At 60.9% G+C, this 22,845-nt stretch carries 26 protein-coding genes and 1 tRNA gene; 5 read left to right on the top strand and 22 right to left on the bottom strand.

Annotated features, from left to right (window positions below; all coding sequences use genetic code 11):
* A complete protein-coding gene (gene dapA / locus HZR81_RS18445; protein WP_500128918.1) occupies positions 1-879 on the bottom strand; it encodes a 4-hydroxy-tetrahydrodipicolinate synthase in 879 nt (292 codons plus the stop codon).
* 213 nt (positions 880-1,092) lie between these two features.
* Between dapA and HZR81_RS18440 the strand changes: the two genes are divergently transcribed.
* Complete coding sequence (locus tag HZR81_RS18440) at positions 1,093-1,653, top strand: glycine cleavage system transcriptional repressor (RefSeq protein WP_102840064.1); 561 nt, start codon at positions 1,093-1,095, stop codon at positions 1,651-1,653.
* 21 nt (positions 1,654-1,674) lie between these two features.
* A complete protein-coding gene (locus HZR81_RS18435; protein ID WP_125868028.1) occupies positions 1,675-2,148 on the top strand; it encodes a peroxiredoxin in 474 nt (157 codons plus the stop codon).
* A gap of 33 nt (positions 2,149-2,181) precedes the next feature.
* Here the strand turns inward: HZR81_RS18435 and HZR81_RS18430 are convergent, their stop codons facing one another.
* Together HZR81_RS18430 and HZR81_RS18425 are read right to left on the bottom strand one after the other, a co-directional pair.
* The gene (locus HZR81_RS18430; protein ID WP_102840062.1) at positions 2,182-3,258 is read right to left on the bottom strand and encodes an AI-2E family transporter; all 1,077 of its coding nucleotides are present in this window, start codon (positions 3,256-3,258) and stop codon (positions 2,182-2,184) included.
* Between the two features lie 20 nt (positions 3,259-3,278).
* Positions 3,279-3,530 (bottom strand): sulfurtransferase TusA family protein, encoded by a 252-nt coding sequence (locus HZR81_RS18425; protein ID WP_270053494.1) that lies wholly within the window; start codon positions 3,528-3,530, stop codon positions 3,279-3,281.
* Positions 3,531-3,640: 110 nt separating this feature from the next.
* On the opposite strand from HZR81_RS18425, the gene HZR81_RS18420 reads away from it, so the two are divergent.
* Positions 3,641-5,071 carry a M48 family metalloprotease gene (locus HZR81_RS18420; protein ID WP_326428609.1) on the top strand — a complete coding sequence of 477 codons (1,431 nt, stop codon included), beginning with the start codon at positions 3,641-3,643 and terminating at the stop codon, positions 5,069-5,071.
* 89 nt (positions 5,072-5,160) lie between these two features.
* On the opposite strand, the gene nadA is transcribed toward HZR81_RS18420, so the two are convergent.
* The 17 genes from nadA to aspS form a co-directional block, all read right to left on the bottom strand.
* Positions 5,161-6,219, bottom strand: a complete 1,059-nt coding sequence (gene nadA, locus HZR81_RS18415; RefSeq protein ID WP_267934872.1) for a quinolinate synthase NadA — start codon at positions 6,217-6,219, stop codon at positions 5,161-5,163.
* 233 nt (positions 6,220-6,452) lie between these two features.
* Complete coding sequence (gene scpC / locus HZR81_RS18410) at positions 6,453-7,949, bottom strand: succinyl-CoA:acetate CoA-transferase ScpC (RefSeq protein ID WP_500128917.1); 1,497 nt, start codon at positions 7,947-7,949, stop codon at positions 6,453-6,455.
* A gap of 200 nt (positions 7,950-8,149) precedes the next feature.
* Positions 8,150-8,225, bottom strand: a tRNA-Lys gene (locus HZR81_RS18405).
* A 106-nt stretch (positions 8,226-8,331) separates the two neighbouring features.
* A complete protein-coding gene (gene queC / locus HZR81_RS18400; RefSeq protein ID WP_063539779.1) occupies positions 8,332-9,006 on the bottom strand; it encodes a 7-cyano-7-deazaguanine synthase QueC in 675 nt (224 codons plus the stop codon).
* A gap of 40 nt (positions 9,007-9,046) precedes the next feature.
* Positions 9,047-9,688, bottom strand: coding sequence for a 7-carboxy-7-deazaguanine synthase QueE (gene queE, locus HZR81_RS18395; RefSeq protein ID WP_500128916.1), 642 nt, complete (start codon positions 9,686-9,688; stop codon positions 9,047-9,049).
* A 119-nt stretch (positions 9,689-9,807) separates the two neighbouring features.
* Positions 9,808-10,620: a tol-pal system protein YbgF gene (gene ybgF / locus HZR81_RS18390; protein WP_253748645.1), complete on the bottom strand. Its 813-nt coding sequence runs from the start codon at positions 10,618-10,620 to the stop codon at positions 9,808-9,810.
* 6 nt (positions 10,621-10,626) lie between these two features.
* Positions 10,627-11,130: a peptidoglycan-associated lipoprotein Pal gene (gene pal / locus HZR81_RS18385; RefSeq protein WP_003292831.1), complete on the bottom strand. Its 504-nt coding sequence runs from the start codon at positions 11,128-11,130 to the stop codon at positions 10,627-10,629.
* A gap of 46 nt (positions 11,131-11,176) precedes the next feature.
* Positions 11,177-12,427 carry a Tol-Pal system beta propeller repeat protein TolB gene (gene tolB / locus HZR81_RS18380; RefSeq protein WP_156244066.1) on the bottom strand — a complete coding sequence of 417 codons (1,251 nt, stop codon included), beginning with the start codon at positions 12,425-12,427 and terminating at the stop codon, positions 11,177-11,179.
* 47 nt (positions 12,428-12,474) lie between these two features.
* Positions 12,475-13,473, bottom strand: a complete 999-nt coding sequence (gene tolA, locus HZR81_RS18375) for a cell envelope integrity protein TolA (protein ID WP_500128915.1) — start codon at positions 13,471-13,473, stop codon at positions 12,475-12,477.
* Complete coding sequence (tolR, locus tag HZR81_RS18370) at positions 13,473-13,913, bottom strand: protein TolR (protein ID WP_011913908.1); 441 nt, start codon at positions 13,911-13,913, stop codon at positions 13,473-13,475. Before tolR ends, tolA begins: the two co-directional genes overlap by 1 nt.
* An 11-nt stretch (positions 13,914-13,924) precedes the next feature.
* On the bottom strand, positions 13,925-14,617 hold the full coding sequence (tolQ, locus tag HZR81_RS18365; RefSeq protein ID WP_045632329.1) for a protein TolQ: 693 nt from the start codon (positions 14,615-14,617) through the stop codon (positions 13,925-13,927).
* 2 nt (positions 14,618-14,619) lie between these two features.
* Positions 14,620-15,063, bottom strand: a complete 444-nt coding sequence (gene ybgC, locus HZR81_RS18360) for a tol-pal system-associated acyl-CoA thioesterase (protein WP_458992653.1) — start codon at positions 15,061-15,063, stop codon at positions 14,620-14,622.
* 51 nt (positions 15,064-15,114) lie between these two features.
* Positions 15,115-16,167 carry a Holliday junction branch migration DNA helicase RuvB gene (ruvB, locus tag HZR81_RS18355; RefSeq protein ID WP_063539761.1) on the bottom strand — a complete coding sequence of 351 codons (1,053 nt, stop codon included), beginning with the start codon at positions 16,165-16,167 and terminating at the stop codon, positions 15,115-15,117.
* 3 nt (positions 16,168-16,170) lie between these two features.
* The gene (gene ruvA / locus HZR81_RS18350; protein WP_500128928.1) at positions 16,171-16,776 is read right to left on the bottom strand and encodes a Holliday junction branch migration protein RuvA; all 606 of its coding nucleotides are present in this window, start codon (positions 16,774-16,776) and stop codon (positions 16,171-16,173) included.
* Positions 16,777-16,842: 66 nt separating this feature from the next.
* Positions 16,843-17,367 (bottom strand): crossover junction endodeoxyribonuclease RuvC, encoded by a 525-nt coding sequence (gene ruvC / locus HZR81_RS18345; protein WP_011913913.1) that lies wholly within the window; start codon positions 17,365-17,367, stop codon positions 16,843-16,845.
* 162 nt (positions 17,368-17,529) lie between these two features.
* On the bottom strand, positions 17,530-18,279 hold the full coding sequence (locus tag HZR81_RS18340) for a YebC/PmpR family DNA-binding transcriptional regulator (RefSeq protein ID WP_152481535.1): 750 nt from the start codon (positions 18,277-18,279) through the stop codon (positions 17,530-17,532).
* A gap of 149 nt (positions 18,280-18,428) precedes the next feature.
* Positions 18,429-20,204: an aspartate--tRNA ligase gene (gene aspS / locus HZR81_RS18335; RefSeq protein WP_500128914.1), complete on the bottom strand. Its 1,776-nt coding sequence runs from the start codon at positions 20,202-20,204 to the stop codon at positions 18,429-18,431.
* 346 nt (positions 20,205-20,550) lie between these two features.
* On the opposite strand from aspS, the gene HZR81_RS18330 reads away from it, so the two are divergent.
* Positions 20,551-21,021 carry a Dps family protein gene (locus HZR81_RS18330; RefSeq protein ID WP_011913917.1) on the top strand — a complete coding sequence of 157 codons (471 nt, stop codon included), beginning with the start codon at positions 20,551-20,553 and terminating at the stop codon, positions 21,019-21,021.
* Positions 21,022-21,265: 244 nt separating this feature from the next.
* Complete coding sequence (locus tag HZR81_RS18325) at positions 21,266-21,874, top strand: cold-shock protein (protein ID WP_272878167.1); 609 nt, start codon at positions 21,266-21,268, stop codon at positions 21,872-21,874.
* Between the two features lie 43 nt (positions 21,875-21,917).
* Here the strand turns inward: HZR81_RS18325 and HZR81_RS18320 are convergent, their stop codons facing one another.
* Together HZR81_RS18320 and HZR81_RS18315 are read right to left on the bottom strand one after the other, a co-directional pair.
* A complete protein-coding gene (locus HZR81_RS18320; protein WP_014597223.1) occupies positions 21,918-22,124 on the bottom strand; it encodes a SlyX family protein in 207 nt (68 codons plus the stop codon).
* Positions 22,125-22,126: 2 nt separating this feature from the next.
* On the bottom strand, positions 22,127-22,549 hold the full coding sequence (locus tag HZR81_RS18315; RefSeq protein ID WP_108242083.1) for an HIT family protein: 423 nt from the start codon (positions 22,547-22,549) through the stop codon (positions 22,127-22,129).
* Between the last annotated feature and the right edge of the window lie 296 nt (positions 22,550-22,845).

Here is a 22,845-nt window from a genome sequence, read left to right as displayed (position 1 = left end):
TTAAGCCAGCACGCCGGTTTGGCGCATTGCCTGGCGCAGCGGTTCCTGGAAGCTCTGACTGAGCCAGGTCAACGGCAGACGGATGCCGTTACCCATCAGGCCCATCTCGTGCAATGCCCATTTGACCGGAATCGGATTGGCTTCCAGGAACAGCGCGCGATGCAGCGGCATCAGGTGCTCGTTGATGGCGCGAGCAGTGGTGGCATCACCGGCCATCGCAGCGGCGCAGAGATCGCTCATGGCGCGCGGCGCGACGTTTGCGGTCACGGAGATATTGCCCTTGCCGCCCATCAGCATCAGTTCGACGGCAGTGGGATCGTCACCCGAGTACACGAGAAAGTCCTTGCTGACGCGATCCAGCACTTCCTGGCCGCGCTTGAGGTCACCCGTGGCCTCCTTGATACCAATGATGTTGGATATCTTGGACAGACGTTCTACGGTCTCCGGCAGCATGTCGCAAACGGTACGACCGGGCACGTTGTAGAGAATCTGCGGAATCGCCACGGCTTCGGCGATGTGCTTGAAATGCAGGTACAGGCCTTCCTGGGTCGGCTTGTTGTAGTAGGGCGTCACCAGCAGGCAGGCATCGGCGCCGGCAGCCTTAGCGTTCTCGGTCAGCTCTACTGCTTCGCTGGTGGAGTTGGCGCCCGTTCCGGCGATCACTGGAATGCGGCCATTGACCTGGTCGACGACACGCCGGATGACTTCGATGTGCTCGGCGACGCTGAGCGTAGCCGACTCGCCGGTGGTCCCGACAGCAACGATTGCATTGGTGCCTTCCTGCAAATGGAAGTCCACCAGTTTGCTCAGGCTGTCCCAGTCCAGACCGCCTTGCGCATCCATGGGCGTGACCAGCGCCACCATACTGCCCGCAATCATGCAACCACTCCTGCCGGATTCGAAAAGAGGCGTAATGGTACAAGGCTCCCCGGCGCTTTGCGAGTAGCCTGAGCGCTGGTCTGACACAGTGGCAGGCTCCGCCGCTGCCAGCGGCCGCGTGGCGTTACGCATTCCCTCCGAAGGCGCTTTTCGCTACCCTTAGCCGTTTTCGGCTTGGCTGGCCGACCGATTCACCACCGCCAGGAACGCTGCATGTCCACCCCCCCTCTACCTCGCGAACAATTTCTCGTCATCAGCGCCCTCGGCGCCAACCCCATGGAGCTGACCAATGTGCTCTGCCGAGCCGCCAACGAGAACCGCTGCGCGGTGGTCAGTACGCGGTTGACGCGCCATGGTGCCTGCAGTGCACTGGTCCTCGAAGTCGCCGGTAGCTGGGATGCCTTGGCCCGCATGGAAGCCGGATTGCCGGGCCTGTCGAAAAAGCATGCGTTCACGTCCAATGTGGTCCGCAGCGAGGCGCTGGAAAGCCGCCCGCAAGCCCTGCCGTATGTAGCCTACGTGAGCGCGGTCTATCGTCCGGACATCCTCAACGAGCTTTGCCAGTTCTTCATCGATCATCGCGTCGAACTGGAAAGCCTGACCTGTGACACCTACCAGGCCCCGCAGACCGGCGGCACCATGCTCAACGCCACCTTGACGGTGACGCTGCCCGCCGGCACCCAGATCAGCTGGCTGCGCGACCAGTTTCTAGACTTCGCCGATGCGCTCAATCTCGACGCACTGATCGAGCCGTGGCGCCCGCAGAATCCGTAAGGTCCCAGTACAGGAGCCAACATGGCCGTCGAAATCGATCATCCCGTTCCGCACTTCCAGGCGCAGGCAACCAGCAGCCAGGTCGTCAGCCCCGAAACATTCGCCGGCAAGCAGGTCGTGCTGTACTTTTATCCGAAGGACAACACCCCGGGCTGCACGACCGAAGGTCAGGGGTTTCGCGACCATCACCAGGCTTTCCTGGCAGCCGACACCCTGGTTTTCGGGGTATCGCGCGACAGCCTGAAAACCCATGAGAATTTCCGCGCCAAGCAGGGCTTCCCATTCGAGCTGATCAGCGACAAGGACGAGCAGCTCTGCCAGCTGTTCGACGTCATCAAGCTGAAGAAACTCTATGGAAAGGAATATCTGGGCGTCGACCGGAGCACCTTCCTTATTGACCGCAACGGGGTCTTGCGCCGCGAATGGCGCAGCGTGAAGGTTCCAGGTCACGTGGAGGCGGTGCTGGAGGCCGCTCAGTCACTGAATCAAGGTTGATGCAACGGCGGCGGCCCGCAGCCGCCGCGTCGCTCATTCGCCCGTTTCGACCACGACCGCCGCAGCCTCGCGTGGCCAGGCATACAGAACGGCCTTGAACAGGGTGGCCAGCGGGATCGCGAAGAATACCCCCCAGAAACCCCAGAGCCCACCGAACAGCAATACGGCGCAGATGATCGCCACCGGGTGCAGATTCACCGCCTCGGAGAACAGCAGGGGCACCAGCACGTTGCCATCCAGCGTCTGGATGATCGCGTAAGCCACCATCAGGTAGAAAAACTGATCTCCCAGCCCCCACTGGAATATCCCGATCAGTGCGATCGGAATGGTCACGACCGTCGCGCCGATATAGGGCACCACGACCGAGACGCCGACCAGCATCGCCATCAGCGCGGCATAGTTGAGCCCCAGAGCCGCGAAGACCGCGTACGACACCACGGCACAGATCAGGATCTCGATCGCCTTGCCCCGAATGTAATTGGCGATCTGCAGGTTCATCTCCTGAGAGACCTGAGTGATCAAACCACGCTCGCGCGGAAGGTAGCCCTTGATCCAGTCGCTGATCTGCTCGCGATCCTTGAGAAAGAAGAACACCAGGATCGGAACCAGCACCAGATAGATCATCAGCCCGATCAGCAACGGCAGGCTCGACAACGACGACGTCAGCACCAACTGGCCGTAGCGACCGATCTCGCCACGCATGAAGTCGATACCACGCAACACCTGCTCTTCGGTGATCAACTGCGGATAGCGCTCCGGCAGCAGCAACAGCAGCGTCTGCCACTCCACCAGCATGCGTGGCAGCTCGTTGAAAAGCGTCAGCACCTGCTGCCAGAGCAGCGGCACGATAAACAGCATGCAAACCACCAGCACGCCGATAAACATCAGAAACACCAGCCATACCGCGAGAAGATGCGGCACCCGCCGACGCTCCATGGCACCCACCAATCCCTGCATCAGGAACGCCAGCACCAAACCGGCCAACACTGGCGCCAACATCTTGCCAAGCGTCAGAACAACCGCGAATGCAAGAAACAGCAGTACCGCGAGGACGATCGCTTCCTCGTGCGAAAAGTAACGCTGCATCCAGCCACGAAAAACCTTGAGCATGTGAACCCCCGTACCGGACGTCAGGCCTTGCGCAGCCAGTAGCGATACAGGTCACCCTCGACCTCTTCGTGGACGAGGGTGTGGCCGGCCAACCTGGCGAAACTGCGGAAATCACGCTGCGAGCCCGGATCGCTCGCCGTAACCTTTAGGACGGCGCCGCTGGCCAGGCGATTGAGCTCCAGCTTGGCCTTGAGCAGGGGCATCGGGCAATCAAGCCCGACGGCATCGAGTTCGGCGTCGAAGGCAATTGCCTGCGAGAGTGCATCAGACATCATGAGCCTCCATGGAAAAGCCCGGCAGCATACCTAGCCCAGCAGGGCTCTGGCCAGCCGGCCAAGGTCAAGGCTACAGTAGCTGCTCTGATTTCTAAGAGCCCGCCTGGATGAAACTGCTGCGCCCTGCCTTCCTCACGCTCGCCTGCCTGTTCGCCCAGCCAAGCCTGTCCAATGAGCTGCCTTCGCTGGGCGATGCCAGCTCGGGCATCGTCTCCCCGGAACAGGAACACCTGCTCGGACGCGCCTGGCTCAGCCTGCTGCGTGGCCAGGTCAAGCAACTTTCCGACCCCCAACTCAAGGACTACGTGGAAAGCAGCGTGTACCGCCTGGCTGAAACCAGTCAGCTGCAGGATCGGCGCCTCGAATTTGTCCTGCTCGATAGCCCTCAGCTCAACGCCTTTGCGGCACCGGGCGGCATTATCGGCGTCAATGGCGGGCTGTTTATCCATGCACAAACCGAAGCCGAGTATGCGTCGGTGATGGCGCACGAACTGGCCCACCTTTCACAGCGGCATTTCGCTCGCGGCCTGGAAGCCCAGCAGCGCATGCAGCTGCCGATGATGGCCGCCATGCTCGCTGGCGTCGTGGCGGCTGCAGCCGGTGCCGGCGATGCGGGCATTGCCGCGATCGTCTCCACCCAGGCCGCGGCCATCCAGGCACAGCGCCGCTTCTCCCGACAGAACGAGCAGGAGGCCGATCGCATTGGCATCGTCAACCTCGAACGCGCCGGCTACGATCCACGCGCCATGCCCTCGATGTTCGGCCGGCTGATGCGCCAGTATCGCTATGACCAGAAGCCGCCGGAGTTCCTTCTGACCCACCCGGTCAGCGAATCGCGCATCGCCGACACCACCAACCGAGCCGAGCAATACGCACAAGGCGGCACCCAAGACAGCCTGCGCTACCAGTTGATGCGGGCGCGCACGCAACTCAAGTTCGAAAGCACGCCCGGTGTCGGAGCCAAACGTTTCCGTGCGATGCTCGATGAGAATCCGGAGATGGACGCGGCCCGCTACGGGCTGGCGCTGGCGCAGATGAAGGCCGGACAGCTCGCCGATGCGGCGAACAGCCTGGCGCCGCTACTGACCAAGGCACCGGACGACCTCACCTACAATCTCGCACAGGTCGAACTCGACATCACCGCCAATCGCCTGCAGCACGCTCAGACCCGTCTGCAGCGCCTGCTCCAGCTGTATCCGGGTAACTACCCGGTGCGCCAGATGCACATCGATCTACTGATGGAACGGGGCGAGACACAACAAGCCGAGCGTGAGCTGGACAAACTGGCAGAGCAGCGCCACCGGGACCCGGACATCTGGTACCAAGTCGCCGAGGTCCGGGGACTGAGCGGAAACATCGTCGGCCTGCATCAGGCGCGCGCCGAATACTTCGCGCTGGTCGGCGACTACGACCAGGCGATCGAGCAACTCGATCTTGCCAAGCGCCGAGCCAGCAATTTCCAGATTGGCGCGCGAATCGACGCCAGGCAGAAGCAGCTGATCGAAGAGAAGCGCATGGTCGAGGACATGCTGCGCTGATCAGCGCAGCGCCGTCATCCACGCACATTGCACCAACGAAAAGGCCACGCTCGACGAAGCGTGGCCTTGGTTCACCGCAGAATGTGGACTCAGGCGTTACCGGCCTGCTTCAACCGTGCCGCCTGGGTGAAATCGAGCATTCGCTTGAGCGGCTTAACCGCCCGAGGAATCAGTGCCGGGTCGACAAAGATTTCGTTGCTTCCGGTACGCAGGCACTCCAGGGTGCGCTCTAGGGTATTCATCGCCATCCACGGGCAATGCGCACAGCTGCGACAGGTCGCGCCCTGCCCCGCCGTCGGCGCCTCGATGAAGATCTTCTCCGGACACAGCTGCTGCATCTTGTAGAAGATCCCGCGGTCGGTTGCCACGATCAGGGTCTGCTGCGGCAGGGTCTGCGCGGCCTTGATCAGCTGGCTGGTGGAACCCACTGCGTCGGCCAGCTCGACAACCGCCTGCGGCGACTCCGGATGGACCAGAATTGCCGCATCCGGATACAGCGCCTTCATGTCGGCCAGCTGCTTGGCCTTGAACTCCTCATGCACGATGCAGGCGCCATCCCAGAGCAGGATATCCGCACCGGTTTCGCGCTGGACGTAATTGCCCAAATGCTTGTCCGGCGCCCAGATGATTTTCTCGCCGTTATCCATCAGGCTCTCGACGATCTCCAGTGCGCAACTGGAAGTCACCACCCAGTCGGCACGTGCTTTCACCGCTGCAGAGGTATTGGCATACACCACCACCGTACGATCGGGATGCTGGTCGCAGAACGCGGAAAACTCTTCGACCGGGCAACCCAGATCGAGCGAACAAGTCGCCTCGAGAGTGGGCATCAGCACGCGCTTTTCCGGATTGAGGATTTTCGCCGTTTCACCCATGAACTTGACGCCGGCCACCACGACCGTCTGCGCCGGGTGTTCATTGCCGAAACGTGCCATTTCCAGCGAATCGGAAACGCAACCACCTGTCTCCTCGGCCAGCGCCTGGATCACTGGATCGGTGTAGTAATGCGCCACCAGCACCGCATTCTGGCGCTTCAACTCGGCAGCGATCTCGCTGCGCAACATAGCCTCCTGCTCAGGCGTAAGCGGCTGGGGTTGCTTGGCCGCCAGGTGTGCCTGCACAAGGATGCGTTCGGGTATCTGCGTCATGGTTGCGGGTCCTGCCAACACGGGATTGCACGAAGCGCCAGGTAGCACAGCGGCATCGGTAACGTCGGGCTTGTCGATAAGACGGGAGGAGCAGGATTCGGGCGAGGCTCCTGCCATTCGACGGGGCAGGAATACTAGCCGATGCATTGGCAAAAGGGAAAGCATCGGGCGCGGGGGTGGTTTTCGCAGCCGCAAACGAAAACCGCCGGCTGTGCGCCGGCGGTTTCTTTGGATCACTCACCCTTGAGCATGTGACCGCGTTCTTCCAGGTTGATGTGCCACTGCATGGCCTCGCGCAGCAGGTGCGGGGTCTGGCCACCTTTCTGGCAGGCATCCTCGAAGTACTTGTTCAGCACATCGCGGTAGGACGGATGCACACAGTTGTCGATGATCACACGGGCACGCTCGCGCGGTGCCAGGCCACGCAGGTCAGCCAGGCCCTGCTCGGTCACCAGGATCTCGACGTCGTGTTCAGTATGGTCAACGTGAGCGACCATCGGCACGACGCTGGAAATGCTGCCACCCTTGGCGATCGACTTGGTCACGAAGATAGCCAGGTGAGCGTTGCGCGCGAAGTCGCCCGAGCCACCGATACCATTCATCATCTTGGTGCCGCCCACATGGGTGGAGTTGACGTTACCGTAGATGTCGAACTCCAGCGCAGTATTGATGCCGATGATGCCGAGGCGGCGCACCAGTTCCGGATGGTTGGAGATTTCCTGCGGACGCAGCACCAGCTTGTCCTTGTACTTTTCCAGGTTGCCGAACACGCGATCGTTGCAACGCTCGGAAAGCGTGATGGAGCAACCGGAAGCGAAGGTCATCTTGCCGGCGTCGATCAGCTCGAAGGTGCAGTCCTGCAGTACTTCGGAGTACATCACCAGGTCTTCGAACGGCGAGTCGATCAGACCGCACATAACGGCGTTGGCGATGTTGCCGATACCGACCTGCATCGGGCCGAGGTTCTTTGCCATGCGACCGGCAGCCACTTCGGTCTTGAAGAACTCGACCAGGTGATTGGCGATGGCCTGGGTTTCTTCGTCCGGCGGCGTGACGGTCGAGTAGGAGTCAGGTTGATTGGTGATCACGATTGCGGCGATCTTGGCCGGATCGACCGGGATGGCTGCGCTGCCGAGACGGTCATCGACCTTGGTCAACGGGATCGGGCCACGGTTCGGACGCTCACCTGGGAAGTAAATATCGTGCAGGCCTTCCAGGTTCAGGTTGTGCGCCAGGTTCAGCTCGATGATCACCTGATCAGCGAACATGGCCAGGTTGGCCGAGTTGCCCACGGAGGTGGTCGGCACGATGTGGCCCTGCTCGGTGATGCACAGCGCTTCGACGATGGTGACGTCGGGACGCTTGATCTGATGGTTGCGCATCTGCTCCACGGTATGCGACAGGTGCTGGTCGATAAACATGACCTCACCTGCGTTGATCGCCTTGCGCAGTACCGGGTCGGCCTGGAACGGCATGCGGCGGGCCAGCAGGCCGGCAGAAGCCATCTTGCCATCGAGATCGTTACCCAGGCTGGCACCGGTCACCAGGCTGATCTGCAGCTTCTCGTCCTTGGCACGGTCAATCAACGCAAGAGGTACGGCCTTGGCTTCACCCGCACGGGTGAAGCCGCTCATGCCAACGGTCATGCCGTCGCGAATAAGGGAAGCAGCCTCGTGGGCGCTCATGACCTTGTTCTGCAGAGAGGACAAGCGGATGCGATCAGAATACATTTGAGCCTCGAACCAACGGACAAATCAGGGGGGCCGCAGTCTATTACGTTTAAAAACGCTTGAGCCATCTACTAAGGTCGTAGAGAAACACGCTGTTTATGGACAGATGTATGACTCAAGCGAAGCGGCAAAAAACTGCGGATATAAAAAAGCCGGATGACCTGCTGGCCTCCGGCTTCTCTGCTCCAAGGGGAGCGATATGGTGGGTCGTGTAGGATTCGAACCTACGACCAATTGGTTAAAAGCCAACTGCTCTACCAACTGAGCTAACGACCCGATGCGGTGCGCATGATACTGATTTGATTGATGAAAACAAACTTTTTTTTAAAAAAGTTTCACCCGTAGCAGTCGCGTGAGCGAACGCCCTACCGGAAACCCAACTTCAGAAATAGCGCGTCGGATCTGTCAGCCCGGCTTCGGCAAAACCAGCCGACCGCAATCTGCAGCTGTCGCACTTGCCGCAGGCGCGACCGTCTTCATCCGCCTGATAGCAGGAGACCGTCATCGCATAGTCGACGCCCAACCGGCTTCCCTCCTGGACGATCTGCGCCTTGCTGAGATTCTGCAGCGGCGCCTGAATGCGGAACCCCTGCCCTTCGACGCCGGCCTTGGTGGCAAGATTGGCCATCCGCTCGAAGGCGGAGACGAATTCCGGGCGGCAATCGGGGTAACCGGAATAGTCCACCGCATTGACGCCAATGAAGATGTCGCGAGCCTCCAGCACTTCGGCCCAGCCAAGCGCCAGCGACAGGAAGACGGTATTGCGCGCCGGTACGTAGGTCACGGGAATTCCCTCACCGGGCACTTCCGGCACATCGATGCTGGCGTCGGTCAATGCCGAGCCGCCGATGCCGTTGAGGTTCAGCCCGATGACCTTGTGCTCGACGACCCCCAGCTGCTTCGCGACTCGCTCGGCCGCCTGCAGCTCCGCTCGATGGCGCTGGCCGTAATCGAAACTCATGGTGTAGCAGGCATAGCCCTGGGCGCGCGCCATGGCCACGACGGTCGCCGAATCAAGCCCACCGGAGAGCAGGATGACTGCTTTCTTCTCGTTCATTTCCGCGTTTTACCTTCAAAACGATCGATGGGCGCCATGCTCAATGGCCAGGCGCATCGTTCCAGATGATCTTGTGCAACTGCAGCTGCAGTCGCACCGGCAGATTGTCCGCGACGATCCAGTCCGCCAGTGCGCGCACATCGACCTGACCATGGCTTGGCGAGAACAGGACCTCACCGGCCCGGCGCTCCAACCCGAACTCGATCAACTTCGATACGGCCCAATCGTAGTCCTCACGGGAACAGATGACGAATTTGACCTGATCGTTACGGGTGAGGTGCGCGATGTTCTCGTAGCGGTTGCGTCCAACTTCCGCGGAGCCTGGTGTTTTCAGGTCAACCACTCGACTGACCCGCACATCCACTTCGGAGATATCCAGCGCACCACTGGTTTCCAATGACACGTCATAACCGGCATCGCAAAGCCGCTGCAGCAGTGGCACGCAGTTGGGCTGAGCCAGCGGCTCGCCACCGGTTACGCAGACGTAACGTGGATTGTAGGAGGCGACACGCTCGACGATTGCATCGAGGGTCATGACCTCTCCGCCACTGAACGCATAGGCGGTATCGCAGTACTGACAGCGCAGGGGACAGCCGGTCAGGCGAACGAACACCGTGGGCAGGCCACTGGTGCGCGTCTCCCCCTGCAGCGAGTAGAAAATCTCGGTAATTCGCAGGGTCATATCAGCTACGGGCGTGACGGCTAAACAGGCCATCCGCCTCCGTTGCGGGAAATAGGGGCGGCGATTCTAACGAAAAAACCCGCACTGTGGGCGGGTTTCGTTCGTTAACGCAGGCGAATTCAGCGATTGAGCTGGCGCTGTGCCAACTGCGCCGCGGACGTATTCGGGTACTGCGCGATGACCTGGCGCAAGATCCCCTGGGCCTTGTCGCGATTGCCCATGCGGATCTCGACATCGGCCAGCTTGTAAAGCGAGTCCGGCACCTTGCTGTGCTGCGGATACGCCTGGCTGACGCGGGCGAAAGCCTGACCAGCGCCCTGCAGATCGCCCTTGGCCAGATTGACCTCACCCAGCCAATACTGCGCGTTGCCAGCGTACTGACTCTCCGGATATTTGCGCAGGAATGCAGCAAAGGCCAGGCTGGCCTTGTCGAAATCCTTCGCCTTGATCAGGTCGAATGCGGCGTCGTAATAGAGCTTCTCTTGTGCCGGGTCACCCGAAGCGCCCTGCGACTGCCCGGTTGAGGCGGCGGACGCACCGGTACTTGCCGTAGCAGCTGGCTCGCGCGACGGGGCCGATTGGCTAGGCGAAGCTGCGGGCCCGCTGGACAGACGCCGATCCAGATCTTGATAGCGTTCCAGCCCCTCTTGTTGCAGGCGCTGGATCTGATTCTGTTGTTCCTCGAGCATGCCGCGCAGTTGCGCGATCTCTTCCTGCATCTGCTGCAGCTGCATGAAGAGCATGCCCTGCGCCGAAGATGGAGCAGCAGCTCCACCTCCGGCATAGGCACCACCACCACTCGGCGCGGCTGTGGAATAACCGGACCCGCCACTGGCGGCACCCTGTTCGTAATCCACAACCGGCACTTGAGCCACCGCCATCAGCGGCAGGCCGAGCACTGTAAAAGTCAGAGCGTGGCGGTACTTGCGCATGACGAATTACTTACGCAGTTCGACGCGGCGGTTCTGAGCCCAGGACTGCTCGTCGTTGCCCATGGCAACCGGACGCTCTTCACCGTAGGAAACCAGTTCCAGCTGAGCCGGGGAAACGCCCTGCAGAACCAGGTAGCGCTGAACGGCCTTGGAACGACGCTCGCCCAGGGCCATGTTGTACTCACGGGTACCACGCTCGTCGGTGTGACCTTCCAGAACGACGCGAGCGCCGTTGCCTTTCAGGTCCTTGGCGTGAACGTCCAGAGCGCGCATGGCTTCCGGCTTCAGGTCGGAGCTGTCGTACTCGAAGTAGAAGGTGGTGATGGCGCGCAGAGCGGCTTCTTCGCTCATGCTGCCGTCAACGGCACCGGAGTCAGCGCCGTAACCGGCATTCGGATCGATCGCGCCCGAACCTTCGCCAGAATCGTCGCCGCCCTTGGAGGAACAACCGACAGCAACAGCCATGGCCAGAGCCAGAGCGGTGAACTTACCGAATTTCAGCATTTCCATTTGTAACAACCCCAGGTGTGTTTTGGTTAAAAGCGTTGATACCGCATCAGTTCAGGTAAGGGGACCAGGACGGCTCACGGACTTCGCCCTGAGCAGTAGGAAGCGGGAGCCTAACGCGTCCATTGATGGACACGAGCATCAAGACTCCCCGGCCCTGCTGGCGGGTGGCGTAGATTAGCATGGTGCCATTAGGCGCAACAGTGGGCGACTCATCCAGACTGGTGTCCGAGAGTATGCGCAGATTGCCGCGCTGCAGGTCCTGCGCAGCGACCTTGAAATTGGTGTAACCGTCCTGGCGATGGATCATGACCAGCGTTTTCTCGTCAGCCGACAATTTCGGATTGGCGTTGTAGTTGCCAACAAACGTCACGCGCTCGGCCGAATTGCTACCCAACCGTTGCTTGTAGACTTGCGGCTTTCCGGCGCGATCGGACGTGAAGTAAATGGTCTGACCGTCAGCGCCCCAGAACGGTTCGGTGTCGATCGCATAATGATTGGTCAGGCGCTGCAGTTGGCGGGAGCCCAGATCCATCACATAAACTTCGGGATTGCCGTCTTTCGAGAGCACGAACGCCAGACGATTGCCATCCGGAGAGAACGCCGGTGCGCCATTCAGGCCTTCGAAGTTGGTGATCTGCTCGCGCCGACCGGTATCGATGTGCTGCACGAAAATACGCGGGCGCTTCTGCTCGAAGGACACATAAGCGATACGACGACCGTCCGGGGAATAACGCGGCGAAAGAATCGGCTCGCGCGATTGCAGCAGCGTCACCGCTCGCGCGCCGTCGTAGTCGGAGCGCTGCAGGGTATAGCGAGTATTCGCCCCGCCCAGCCTCTCGACCGTCACATACAACAGGCGAGTGGAGAACGCGCCCTTGATGCCGGTCAGCTTCTCGAAGGCCTGATCCGCAGCGTGATGCGCCATGTCGCGCAGCTGGTCGGTGGCACCACCAACCGTCCCGCTCATGACCTGCTGCTCGGTGGCTACGTTGAACACTTCGTAGCGAACCTGCAAACGCCCACCCGCCGGCTCGATGTTGCCGACCATCACGTATTGCGCCCCAAGCGCTTTCCAGTCGCGATAGATGATCTCGCTACCGCGACTCGGCATGCTGATCATGTTCTGCCGCGGTATCGGCTGGAAGGTGCCGGAATTACGCAGGTCGTTGCCGATGATCTCGGCCATGTCTTCCGGCAAGACGGTTCCACCTTGCCAGCCGAACGGAACCACGGCGATCGGAATCGCCCGATCGGCACCACTGGTCACGACGATGTTTTTCTCCTGCGCCACTGCCATGCCTGCCAGGCAGCACAACAGGACAAGTAGACCTCGTAGGGAGTTGATCACAACGCAAGATCCTCAGGCGTGAATGTCATTTTGAATGATCGGTAGGGTTGGAATTCCTGCGGGCTGAGCCCTTGCATCTCAGTCAACCTGCCGATGTTCTTCACCGCGGCGACCGCGGAGTTGTCAAACGGTACGTCCCCGCTCGAGCGTGAAACACTGACATTAGTGATGGTGCCATCGGGCAGCATGTTGACCTGCAGCTGAACAGTCATGTTGTTGCGTGCCGAAGGTGGCCTGCTCCACCCCTCCGCAGCACGTATTTTGATCAAGTCATCGTAATTGCCGGAAGTCTGATCGCCTTGCGTATCGGCCAATGCCTGCTCGCGCTCGGTAGTATCCGACAGCAGCTCGGCAAGCGCCTGCGCCTTCTTGTCTTCTGCAGCCTTGCGCGCCGCCTCGGCTGCGGCCTTTTTCTTCGCCTCTTCAGCGGCTTTTTTCTTGGCCGCCTCGGCTGCTGCCTTTTTCTTGGCCTCTTCCGCCGCCTTCTTCTTCGCTTCTTCGGCAGCCTTTCTCTTCGCTTCTTCAGCGGCTTTTTTCTTGGCAGCCTCCTCGGCAGCCTTTTTCTTGGCAATCTCGGCCTGCTTTTGCTGCTCGGCTTTCTTGGCCGCTTCGGCCTTCTTCGCCGCAGCCGCCTTTTCGGCCGCTGCTTTCGCCGCCTGGGCCTTTCGAGCCTCCTCGGCCTTCTTTTGTTCCGCAGCGCGAGCGGCCGCCTGCTTTTCCTGCTCGACCTTGCGCTGTTCCATCTGCTCGGTTTCGAACTGCTTGGCAGCCGTCTTCTTCGCTTCGCCGGCAATTTTCTGGTTGGTCTGCGTGGTCGCCTGACTTTGCGATTTGAGCTGATATAGCGTCGCCTGCACGATCGGCTTCGACGGAGGCAGCTCAGGTGTCATGGAAAAACTGATGAACAGCATGCCAAAGATGAGGACATGCAGGCCGACCGCAAGCACGGTCGGCCAGAAGTAGCTCTGCGAGGACGAAGAGTCGCGCTGCTGCATCAAGGTGCCTCGGTGATCAGGCCGACGTTACCCACGCCGGCCTCCTGCAAGCCACCCATGGCAGCCATCACCGCACCGTAATCGACGGCGCGGTCTCCACGAATGAACACCTGGGTATCCGGACGCTGACGCATGATCGCCACGACCGCGCGAGTCATGTCTTCCAGCGCAACCGCTTCGTTACCCTTGCTCTCGGTATCGACTTCGCTGCCGACGTTCCAGTAATAGGTCTTGTCGGCCTTGATGGAGATGGTCAGCACCTGCTTGTCGTTGTCCTGCGGCAAGGCCTCACTGCTGACCTTGGGCAGATCGACCTTGACGCCCTGGTTGAGCATCGGCGCCGTCACCATGAAGATGACCAGCAGCACCAGCATCACGTCGATGTAGGGCACCACGTTCATCTCGGCGACGGGCTTGCGTCTGTTGCGGATTCTGGCCATGGCCGTGGGCCTCAGTCTTCGGTGGTGTGAACTTTACGGTGCAGGATGGCCTGGAACTCATCGGCGAAGGTGTAGTAACGGCCGATGAGCATCTCGCCACGAGCCGAGAAGCGGTTGTAGGCAATCACCGCCGGAATTGCGGCGAACAGACCGATTGCCGTGGCGATCAGGGCTTCGGCGATACCGGGCGCGACAGTGGCCAGCGTCGCCTGCTGCACCTGAGCCAATCCACGGAAGGAATTCATGATGCCCCAGACGGTACCGAACAGACCGATATAGGGGCTGGTGGAGCCGACAGTGGCGAGGAACGGCAGGCTCTGTTCTAGCTTTTCCTCTTCGCGGGAAATGGCGACACGCATGGCGCGGTTGACACCATCCATCACGGCATCCGGGTCTACGCCCTGCTGCTGGCGCAGGCGCGAGAACTCCTTGAAACCGGCACGAAAGATCTGCTCGACACCCGAATCGGGGTCGGGATTGCTGCCAGCCTGGCGATACAGCTTGGACAGGTCGATACCCGACCAAAAGCGCTCTTCGAAGGCGTCCAGTGATCGCTTCGCAGCGCGCAGCATGTTGCCGCGCTGGAAAATCAGGATCCATGAGGTCACCGAAGCGGCCACCAGGATCAGCATGACCAGCTGGACCACGAAGCTGGCATTGCTGATCAGGCTCCACATGGACATATGATCGACGTTGGCTTCCACGCTTACTCTCCTGCAGGGGATAGACCCGAGCCGGCGAAGGCAGCACGAAGCGCCTCGGGGATGGCTCGGGGTTTCAAACTTTCGGCACGTACACAGGCCACTAGGACCTGCCCTTCACACAGCAGAACATCATCGACCGCACGCCGGACCTGCTGACGGAAACGCAGGCTGGCACGGGTAAGCTCGACCACCTCGGCGCTCACCAGCAGCTCGTCATCCAGGCGCGCCGGCGCTCGATAACGCGCCTCGACAGAATGCACGACGAACAGCAAGTCCTCACCGACAAGCTGCGACTGGGCGAATCCCAGACTGCGCAACCGCTCGGTACGAGCTCGCTCCATGAATTTGAGGTAGTTGACGTAATAGACGATACCGCCCGCATCGGTGTCCTCGTAATAGACTCGACAGCGGTGGGTGAAGATTTCAGCTCCGGCTTGCGCGCGCATACTAGTGCTCGGCCCTGTAAATGCCAATCGGGTAACAGAACAATATTTTCTTCAAACCATGTCGCCGTCGAACAAGTCCGGCGTCGGCGTCTCATTCATGCGTTTGGGCAGATTGAGGCCGAAGTGCAGGTAGGCATGGCGTGTCACTACGCGACCGCGCGGCGTGCGCATGATGTAGCCCTGCTGGATCAGGTACGGCTCGAGCACATCCTCGATGGTGTGTCGCTCCTCGCTGATTGCCGCAGCAAGGCTGTCGATGCCCACCGGACCGCCGTCGAACTTCTCGATCAGCGTCAGCAGCAGGCGCCGGTCCTGATGATCGAAGCCTCGCTCGTCGACGTCCAGCATGTTCAGCGCCAGGTCGGCGATCTGCCGGGTGATCTCGCCCTTGCCGCGCACCTGCGCGAAGTCGCGGACACGGCGTAGCAGGCGATTGGCGATCCGTGGCGTGCCGCGCGCACGACGGGCGATTTCGAAAGCGCCCTCCGGCTCGGTAGGCAGGCCGAGGATACCGGCCGACCGGCTGACGATCGTCGCCAAATCCTCGGTGGAGTAGAACTCCAGGCGCTGGACGATACCGAAGCGGTCGCGCAGTGGGTTGGTCAGCATGCCGGCACGGGTCGTGGCGCCGACAAGGGTGAAGGGCGGCAGATCGAGCTTGATCGAACGCGCCGCCGGCCCCTCGCCGATCATGATGTCGAGCTGAAAGTCTTCCATCGCCGGGTACAACACCTCTTCGACGATCGGCGAGAGGCGATGGATCTCGTCGACGAACAGCACGTCACCGGCTTCCAGGTTCGTCAGCAAAGCGGCCAGGTCGCCCGGCCGCTCGAGGACAGGACCAGAAGTACTCTTGATCGACACGCCCATTTCTTCGGCAATGATGTTCGCCAGGGTGGTCTTGCCCAACCCGGGCGGACCGAAGATCAGAGTATGGTCGAGCGCCTCCTGGCGCCCTTTCGCGGCGCGGATGAATAGATCCATCTGCTCGCGCACGACCGGCTGGCCGATGTATTCCGCCAGCCGCAGGGGGCGAATGGCGCGATCCAGCTGCTCATCACGCTCGCGACTGCTGGCCGTGACGATACGATCCGCTTCGATCATGATTTACACCATCCCCTTGAGGGCGCGGCGGATCATTTCTTCACTGCTCAAATTCTCTTCCTGTATGGCGGCCACTGCCCGGCTGGCCTCCTGAGGTTTGAAGCCCAGGGAGATCAAAGCGCTGACCGCATCATTCTCGGCGCTTGAGACTGCCGTTTTGCTGCCAGGTTCAACTACCAACGGGGCAATTGCCGGCATGCTTTCCCAGGCCTTGAAACGGTCCTTCAGTTCGACCAGCAGTCGCTCGGCGGTCTTCTTGCCTACGCCAGGAATGCGCACCAGCACCGAGGTATCCTGCGCCTGGACGCAACGCACCAGCTCGTCGACTTCCAACCCCGACATCAACGCCAACGCCAGCTTGGGTCCGACCCCATTCAAACGGATCAGCTCGCGGAACAGCTCACGCTCGCGCTTCTCGGCGAACCCGTAAAGCAGCTGCGCATCCTCGCGCACCACCAGATGGGTGTGCAGGGTCACTGGCTCGCCGACCGCCGGCAGGCGATACAGAGTGGTCATAGCGACTTCGACTTCATAGCCGATGCCGTTGACGTCGAGAATCATGTGGGGCGGTTGCTTCTCCGCCAAGGTGCCGCGCAATCGTCCGATCAAACTCGTTTCCTCCACGTCTTCGTCGAGTGCCGAAGCCATCGAATTATTCCCGCCAGCAAAATACGGCTACAGCCGCAGCCGCCCGCCTCGCCGCTTGGCACCGATCAACCCGTGCGGGACCAGGCTTTGCCGGTGGTGCGCATGGCACAGGGCAATGGCCAAGGCGTCCGACGCATCGATCTGCGGCTTCTCCAGCAGCTTGAGCAGGTGCATGACCATCATCTGCACCTGCTGTTTGTCCGCGCCGCCAGTGCCGGCGATGGCCTGTTTGACCTGCGTCGCAGTGTACTCGGCGATCTGCAGGCCCGCCTCGGCTCCCGCAACGATGGCAGCACCCCGGGCCTGACCCAGCTTGAGCGCCGAATCGGCATTACGGGCCATGAACACCTGCTCGATGCCCATGGTCACCGGCCCGTAGGTGCGAATCACCTCGCTCACCCCACTAAACACGGCACGCAAGCGCTCAGACAGCTCTCCACTACCCGTTCGAATGCAGCCCGAGGCGACGTACTCGCAACCGCGGCCGGTGTCGCGCACGACGCCGTAACCGGTAATCCGAGAGCCGGGATCGATACCCAAAATCAGCGTCATGCCCTTGGCCGTGCTGTCTATTTATCCAGTGGCGAGTATACGGAGGCACCTGCCGCGACGCCACCGGCGGCATCACATCCAGATGCTCGACTGGCATTGCCCCGGACCATAAAAAAACCGGAAGTGCGGCTGCGACCTCCGGTTTTCATTCGCCGATGCGACTCAGCCCAATTGCTGCATGATCTCGTCGGAAATTTCGGCGTTGTGATAAACGTTCTGCACGTCATCCAGATCTTCCAGCGCATCGATCAGGCGCAGAACCTTCTGCGCGGTCTCGACATCGGTGATCGGCGCCGTGATCGACGGGATCATCGCCACCTCCGCCTCGTCACCCTTGAAGCCGGCCTCGGTCAGTGCCTCGTTGACCGAAAGGAAGTCGGAAAAGCTGGTATAGACCTCGACCGAGCCGTCTTCCTGAGCGACCACGTCGTCGGCACCGGCTTCCAGCGCCGCTTCCATCAGCGCGTCCTCGTCGACATCCGGCGCATAGCTGATCTGTCCCTTTCGATCGAACATGTAGGCCACCGAACCGTCAGTACCGAGGTTGCCACCGTTCTTGCTAAAGGCATGGCGCACTTCGGCAGCGGTGCGGTTGCGGTTGTCGGTCATGGCCTCGATGATGATTGCCACACCACTCGGTGCGTATCCCTCGTAGCTCAGCTCGGTCATGTTGTCGGCTTCGTTCGAGCCGGCACCGCGAGCGATTGCGCGATCGATGACGTCGCGCGACATGTTGGCCGTCAGCGCCTTGTCCACAGCCAGGCGCAGGCGCGGATTATCCGCCGGCACACCGCCGCCGTGCTTGGCCGCCACGGTCAGTTCGCGGATCAGCTTGGTGAAGATCTTGCCCCGCTTGGCGTCCTGGCGCTCTTTGCGGTGCTTGATATTGGCCCATTTGGAATGACCAGCCATAACTCACTCCATTCTTCGACTGAATCAGAAATCCGATAGCCATCACGCCCGCCGCTGTATCGCTGGCCGGGAACGGCTATCGCCGTAACGTCTGCACGGCCGGAGCCGCAAGACGAAGAAGCCTGGCATGACCAGGCTTCGGGTAGCGCTTATTCCGCCTTTGGCTGCTCGCGCAGACGGATGTGCAGGTCGCGCAATGCCTTGTTGTCCACCGCACCCGGCGCCTGGGTCATGACGTCCGCAGCACTCTGGGTTTTCGGGAAGGCGATGACTTCGCGAATCGACTGCGCGCCGGTCATCAGCATGACCAGACGATCCAGGCCGAAGGCCAGACCGCCATGCGGCGGCGCACCGAACTTCAGCGCATCGAGCAGAAAGCCGAACTTCTCTTCCTGCTCGGTCTCGTCGATGCCGAGAATGCGGAATACCGCCTGCTGCATTTCCTTGCGATGGATGCGGATGGAGCCGCCGCCCAGCTCGGTACCGTTGAGCACCATGTCGTAGGCGCGCGACAGCGCAGCGCTGGGGTTGGCTTCCAGCTCCTGCGGCGAGCACTTCGGCGCCGTGAACGGATGATGCAGCGCGGACAGCGAGCCGTCGTCATTTTCCTCGAACATCGGGAAGTCGACCACCCACAGCGGCGCCCAGTCGCAGGTCAGCAGCTTGAGGTCATGGCCGAGCTTGATGCGCAGCGCGCCCAGCGCCTCGGAGACGATCTTGGCCTTGTCGGCACCAAAGAAGACGATATCGCCATCGACCGCACCGACGCGATCGAGGATGACGTTGAGGTTGTCTTCCGGAATGAACTTGACGATCGGCGACTGCAGGCCCTCGACGCCCTTGGCGCGCTCGTTGACCTTGATGTAGGCCAGGCCCTTGGCGCCATAGATACCGACGAACTTGGTGTAGTCGTCGATCTGGCTGCGCGGCATGCTTGCGGCACCCGGCACCCGAAGGGCGGCCACGCGACCTTTCGGATCATTGGCCGGACCGGAGAATACCTTGAACTCGACTGTACTGAGCTGATCGGCAACATCCACCAGCTCGAGCGGGATGCGCAGGTCCGGCTTGTCCGAGCCATAGCGGCGCATGGCCTCTTCGAACGGCATGTGCGGGAATTCGCCGAATTCCAGATCCAGCACTTCCTTGAACAGCTTGCGGATCATCCCTTCGGTGATACCGATGATGTCCGCCTCGTCGAGGAAGCTGGTCTCGATATCGATCTGAGTGAACTCGGGCTGACGATCGGCACGCAGGTCTTCGTCGCGGAAACACTTGGCGATCTGATAGTAGCGATCGAAGCCGGCCACCATGAGCAGCTGCTTGAACAGCTGCGGCGATTGCGGCAGGGCGAAGAAGTTGCCGGCATGGGTGCGGCTCGGCACCAGATAGTCGCGAGCACCCTCGGGCGTCGGGCGACCGAGGATCGGCGTTTCGACATCGAGGAAGCCGTTCTCGTCCAGGTAGCGACGGATGCTGGCGGTGATGCGCGAGCGCAGCTTCAGCTTCTCGGCCATCTCCGGGCGACGCAGGTCAATGAAGCGGTAGCGCAGACGAGTTTCTTCACCGACATCGCTGTACTCGTTGAGCGGGAACGGCGGAGTCTCCGCATCGTTCAGCACTTCCAGCTCGTAACCCAACACCTCGATGGCGCCGGAAGCGATGTTCGGGTTCACCGCACCGGCCGGACGCAGGCGCACCTTGCCGGTCACCTTGATCACGTACTCGCTGCGCACGCGGTCTGCCGCGGCGAAGGTCTCGGCACGATCCGGATCGAGGACCACCTGGGCCAGACCCTCACGATCGCGAACGTCGAGGAAGATCACCCCGCCATGGTCACGACGGCGATGTACCCAGCCGCAAAGAGTGATTTCCTGACCGTCCAGGCTTTCGTTCAATTGGCCGCAATAGTGGCTGCGCATCATGGTGAGGTTCGCTTCTCGTATCTTGAATTCGATGGGGCGCCAGAGCTGGGACCGGCTAATGGCGCCGTCACTGCTCTGCGCAAGCGGCTGTACCGTATGCGATACCGCCTAGGGCGCCAGGCGCTGCAGCACATGCTGATGCTGCCAGGCACAAGCGCGGGATTATATCGACATAATCACCGCGGCGCAGCCGTTGCCCTCACCGGCAGCCCATCAGGCCGGTCATGGAACCCAGAATCGGTCGACGCCTTCCAACCATGAGCATCGGACCAGAAACCTATCGCTTCACAACAGCGCGTCGTTTTCTGGCATAACTAAGGCCTGAACCATCCACCAGGAGAAACACATGGAAATCAACATTGGCATCGCCGAACAGGATCGTGCAGCTATCGCCGAAGGGCTGTCCCGCCTGCTTGCCGACACCTACACGCTTTACCTGAAGACCCACAACTTTCACTGGAACGTGACGGGGCCGATGTTCAACACGCTTCATACCATGTTCGAGACCCAGTACACCGAACTGGCTGTCGCGGTCGACGATATCGCCGAGCGCATCCGCACCCTCGGCTTTCCGGCGCCCGGCACCTATGCCGCCTACGCCCGCCTGAGCTCGATCAAGGAAGAGGAAGGCGTTCCGTCGGCCGAGGAAATGATCAAACTGCTGGTTGAAGGCCAGGAAGCGGTAGTCCGCACCGCGCGAGGCATTTTCCCGCTGCTGGACAAGGTCAATGACGAGCCCACCGCGGACCTGCTGACCCAGCGCATGCAAAGCCACGAAAAGACGGCCTGGATGCTGCGCAGCCTCCTGTCGGCATAATTTTTCACGACAGGGCACCTGCGTGCCCTGTCCCCACATCCGACATGCGCTCTCTATGCGACGCAGCCCCGCGCCGCACGCTCATTTGAGCCCCCTTCGCCTTTGCTGTTAAATACGCCGCGCTGCAAGCCAGCCCGCGCGGTTCCTCCAGAGCAGTTTCAGCCCTGAGCGAACAACGTTTACCACGAGCATCCTGGCCTGCGGCTTCTTCCTGTCGTGTTATTAACCGTGAGCCATACCAAGAATGCTTAAGATCGTTCATGTCCTGGCGGGCGTCATTGCCCTGCTTTTGTCATTTGTACCCAGTCTACGCGGCGGAATGCCGCTTCTCCTGCAGCCCGACGCCTTGTGCCTGCTGATGCTCGGCCTGCTGAACGCCCAGTTCGCTCCTTCTGCCAAACTGGACGACAGCCGAACCCGCCCGGTCATCATCGCCACATCGGCACTCCTACTGGTCGCCATTGCCCTGCAAGCAACCATCCTGCTCGCCCCCTTTCCGCAGATCGCAGGCCAGCCGGCCACCCTCGCCAGCCTCTTGCTCGCCCTGATTGCCGTCCTGCTCCACCTTGCCACGCCTCAGGAACGCCCGACAAAGGTAAAACCCGCGCACCAGAAAGCGAGCCCCCTGCCGGCAGCCGGGCGCGAATCGGGCACCGTGAAGTGGTTCAACACATCGAAGGGATTCGGCTTTATTTCCCGGGATAGCGGTGACGATGTATTCGTGCACTTTCGCGCAATTCGCGGCGAGGGCCACCGCATTCTCGTGGAAGGCCAGCGCGTGGAATTCACTATCATGATGCGTGACAAGGGCCTGCAGGCCGAGGATGTCGTCACCGTAGATTCGGCCCGCTGAGACGGTCCCCGCGAGCGAGACCAGCCAATCTCGCTCGCAATAATTAATAGTGAGGCGGCGGTGCCTCATCTTCGCCCGCATCCAGCGAGCTCTGCATTTCCTCCTGTCGTCTCGCCAGCGCACCCAACTGTAGTTGCAGACGCTCCACCAGTCGCTGCTGCTCGACCAGCACATCGTTGAGCGTCTGAATGGTGTCATCCTGAAAGGCCAACCGCGCCTCCAGGTCTGTTACACGGGACTCCAGATCCATCATCATTCCTCGAAACGAAAATCGCCGGTAAGTACCAACCGCAGCTTTTCCCTGATCACCGCTACCTGACCCTCGGTATAGGGTTGCGCCGGCTGCTTGCCCCAAACAGGCGCCGGCCAGGCCGCATCGTCCCGACGCCTGGCGATGACGTGCATATGTAGTTGTGCAACCACATTACCGAGCGCGGCGACATTCATTTTGTCCGCACCGAAGGTATCCTTGACGGTTTCGGCCAGCGCGGTGGTTTCTCGCCACAGCGCCTGCTGGTCGACCGGATCGAGCTGAAACAACTCGCTTATCTCCTCGCGCCGCGGAACCAGAATGAACCACAGATAATGAGCATCGTTCATCAACAGCAGCCGGCACAGCGGGAAGTCCCCGAGCGGCAGGGTGTCCTGCTCCAAACGTGAATCGAGAACGAACATGACACTCCCCTTCGACCTGATTGTGAAGCAGTGCGGGACTGCACTACCCGAACACTCAGAAGCATACTCCAGACAGGAAAGCTAACAACCCTGACCTGCCTGCGCGAAGATGGGGCCGCACCATCAGAACATGCACTCTGAGAGTGCAACAGCGCTGCACTGGATGCCATGAAGCGTCGCAAAAGCCTCAAAAACGCATTTGGGTCCGCTTTTTGCAAAAGATCGAGCAGCGGGCGCTGCAATGGCTTCAAAACGCCGCAATAGGCGTCACACAGCTTGCTCTAGCGCTGCACTAG

Source organism: Pseudomonas sp. LM13, from assembly GCF_041381355.1.
GTDB classification, from domain to species: Bacteria; Pseudomonadota; Gammaproteobacteria; order Pseudomonadales; family Pseudomonadaceae; genus Stutzerimonas; species Stutzerimonas frequens.
This window is presented reverse-complemented; position numbering and strand designations above follow the sequence as displayed.

Coding starts and splice junctions, on each gene's coding strand:
- ruvC (WP_011913913.1), bottom strand. CDS start 17,367: ATGACGCTGATTTTGGGTATCGATCCCGGCTCTCGGATTACCGGTTAC.
- ybgC (WP_458992653.1), bottom strand. CDS start 15,063: ATGCGCGCGCAAGCCGGAGCTGAAATCTTCACCCACCGCTGTCGAGTC.
- HZR81_RS18315 (WP_108242083.1), bottom strand. CDS start 22,549: ATGTTCGTTCTCGATTCACGTTTGGAGCAGGACACCCTGCCGCTCGGG.
- HZR81_RS18330 (WP_011913917.1), top strand. CDS start 20,551: ATGGAAATCAACATTGGCATCGCCGAACAGGATCGTGCAGCTATCGCC.
- aspS (WP_500128914.1), bottom strand. CDS start 20,204: ATGATGCGCAGCCACTATTGCGGCCAATTGAACGAAAGCCTGGACGGT.
- HZR81_RS18440 (WP_102840064.1), top strand. CDS start 1,093: ATGTCCACCCCCCCTCTACCTCGCGAACAATTTCTCGTCATCAGCGCC.
- HZR81_RS18425 (WP_270053494.1), bottom strand. CDS start 3,530: ATGTCTGATGCACTCTCGCAGGCAATTGCCTTCGACGCCGAACTCGAT.
- pal (WP_003292831.1), bottom strand. CDS start 11,130: ATGGAAATGCTGAAATTCGGTAAGTTCACCGCTCTGGCTCTGGCCATG.
- nadA (WP_267934872.1), bottom strand. CDS start 6,219: ATGACGCAGATACCCGAACGCATCCTTGTGCAGGCACACCTGGCGGCC.
- tolR (WP_011913908.1), bottom strand. CDS start 13,913: ATGGCCAGAATCCGCAACAGACGCAAGCCCGTCGCCGAGATGAACGTG.
- HZR81_RS18320 (WP_014597223.1), bottom strand. CDS start 22,124: ATGGATCTGGAGTCCCGTGTAACAGACCTGGAGGCGCGGTTGGCCTTT.
- HZR81_RS18420 (WP_326428609.1), top strand. CDS start 3,641: ATGAAACTGCTGCGCCCTGCCTTCCTCACGCTCGCCTGCCTGTTCGCC.
- HZR81_RS18430 (WP_102840062.1), bottom strand. CDS start 3,258: ATGCTCAAGGTTTTTCGTGGCTGGATGCAGCGTTACTTTTCGCACGAG.
- tolA (WP_500128915.1), bottom strand. CDS start 13,473: ATGCAGCAGCGCGACTCTTCGTCCTCGCAGAGCTACTTCTGGCCGACC.
- ybgF (WP_253748645.1), bottom strand. CDS start 10,620: ATGCGCAAGTACCGCCACGCTCTGACTTTTACAGTGCTCGGCCTGCCG.
- scpC (WP_500128917.1), bottom strand. CDS start 7,949: ATGTATTCTGATCGCATCCGCTTGTCCTCTCTGCAGAACAAGGTCATG.
- HZR81_RS18325 (WP_272878167.1), top strand. CDS start 21,266: ATGCTTAAGATCGTTCATGTCCTGGCGGGCGTCATTGCCCTGCTTTTG.
- queC (WP_063539779.1), bottom strand. CDS start 9,006: ATGAACGAGAAGAAAGCAGTCATCCTGCTCTCCGGTGGGCTTGATTCG.
- HZR81_RS18340 (WP_152481535.1), bottom strand. CDS start 18,279: ATGGCTGGTCATTCCAAATGGGCCAATATCAAGCACCGCAAAGAGCGC.
- dapA (WP_500128918.1), bottom strand. CDS start 879: ATGATTGCGGGCAGTATGGTGGCGCTGGTCACGCCCATGGATGCGCAA.
- tolB (WP_156244066.1), bottom strand. CDS start 12,427: ATGGCAGTGGCGCAGGAGAAAAACATCGTCGTGACCAGTGGTGCCGAT.
- queE (WP_500128916.1), bottom strand. CDS start 9,688: ATGACCCTGCGAATTACCGAGATTTTCTACTCGCTGCAGGGGGAGACG.
- ruvB (WP_063539761.1), bottom strand. CDS start 16,167: ATGATCGAAGCGGATCGTATCGTCACGGCCAGCAGTCGCGAGCGTGAT.
- HZR81_RS18435 (WP_125868028.1), top strand. CDS start 1,675: ATGGCCGTCGAAATCGATCATCCCGTTCCGCACTTCCAGGCGCAGGCA.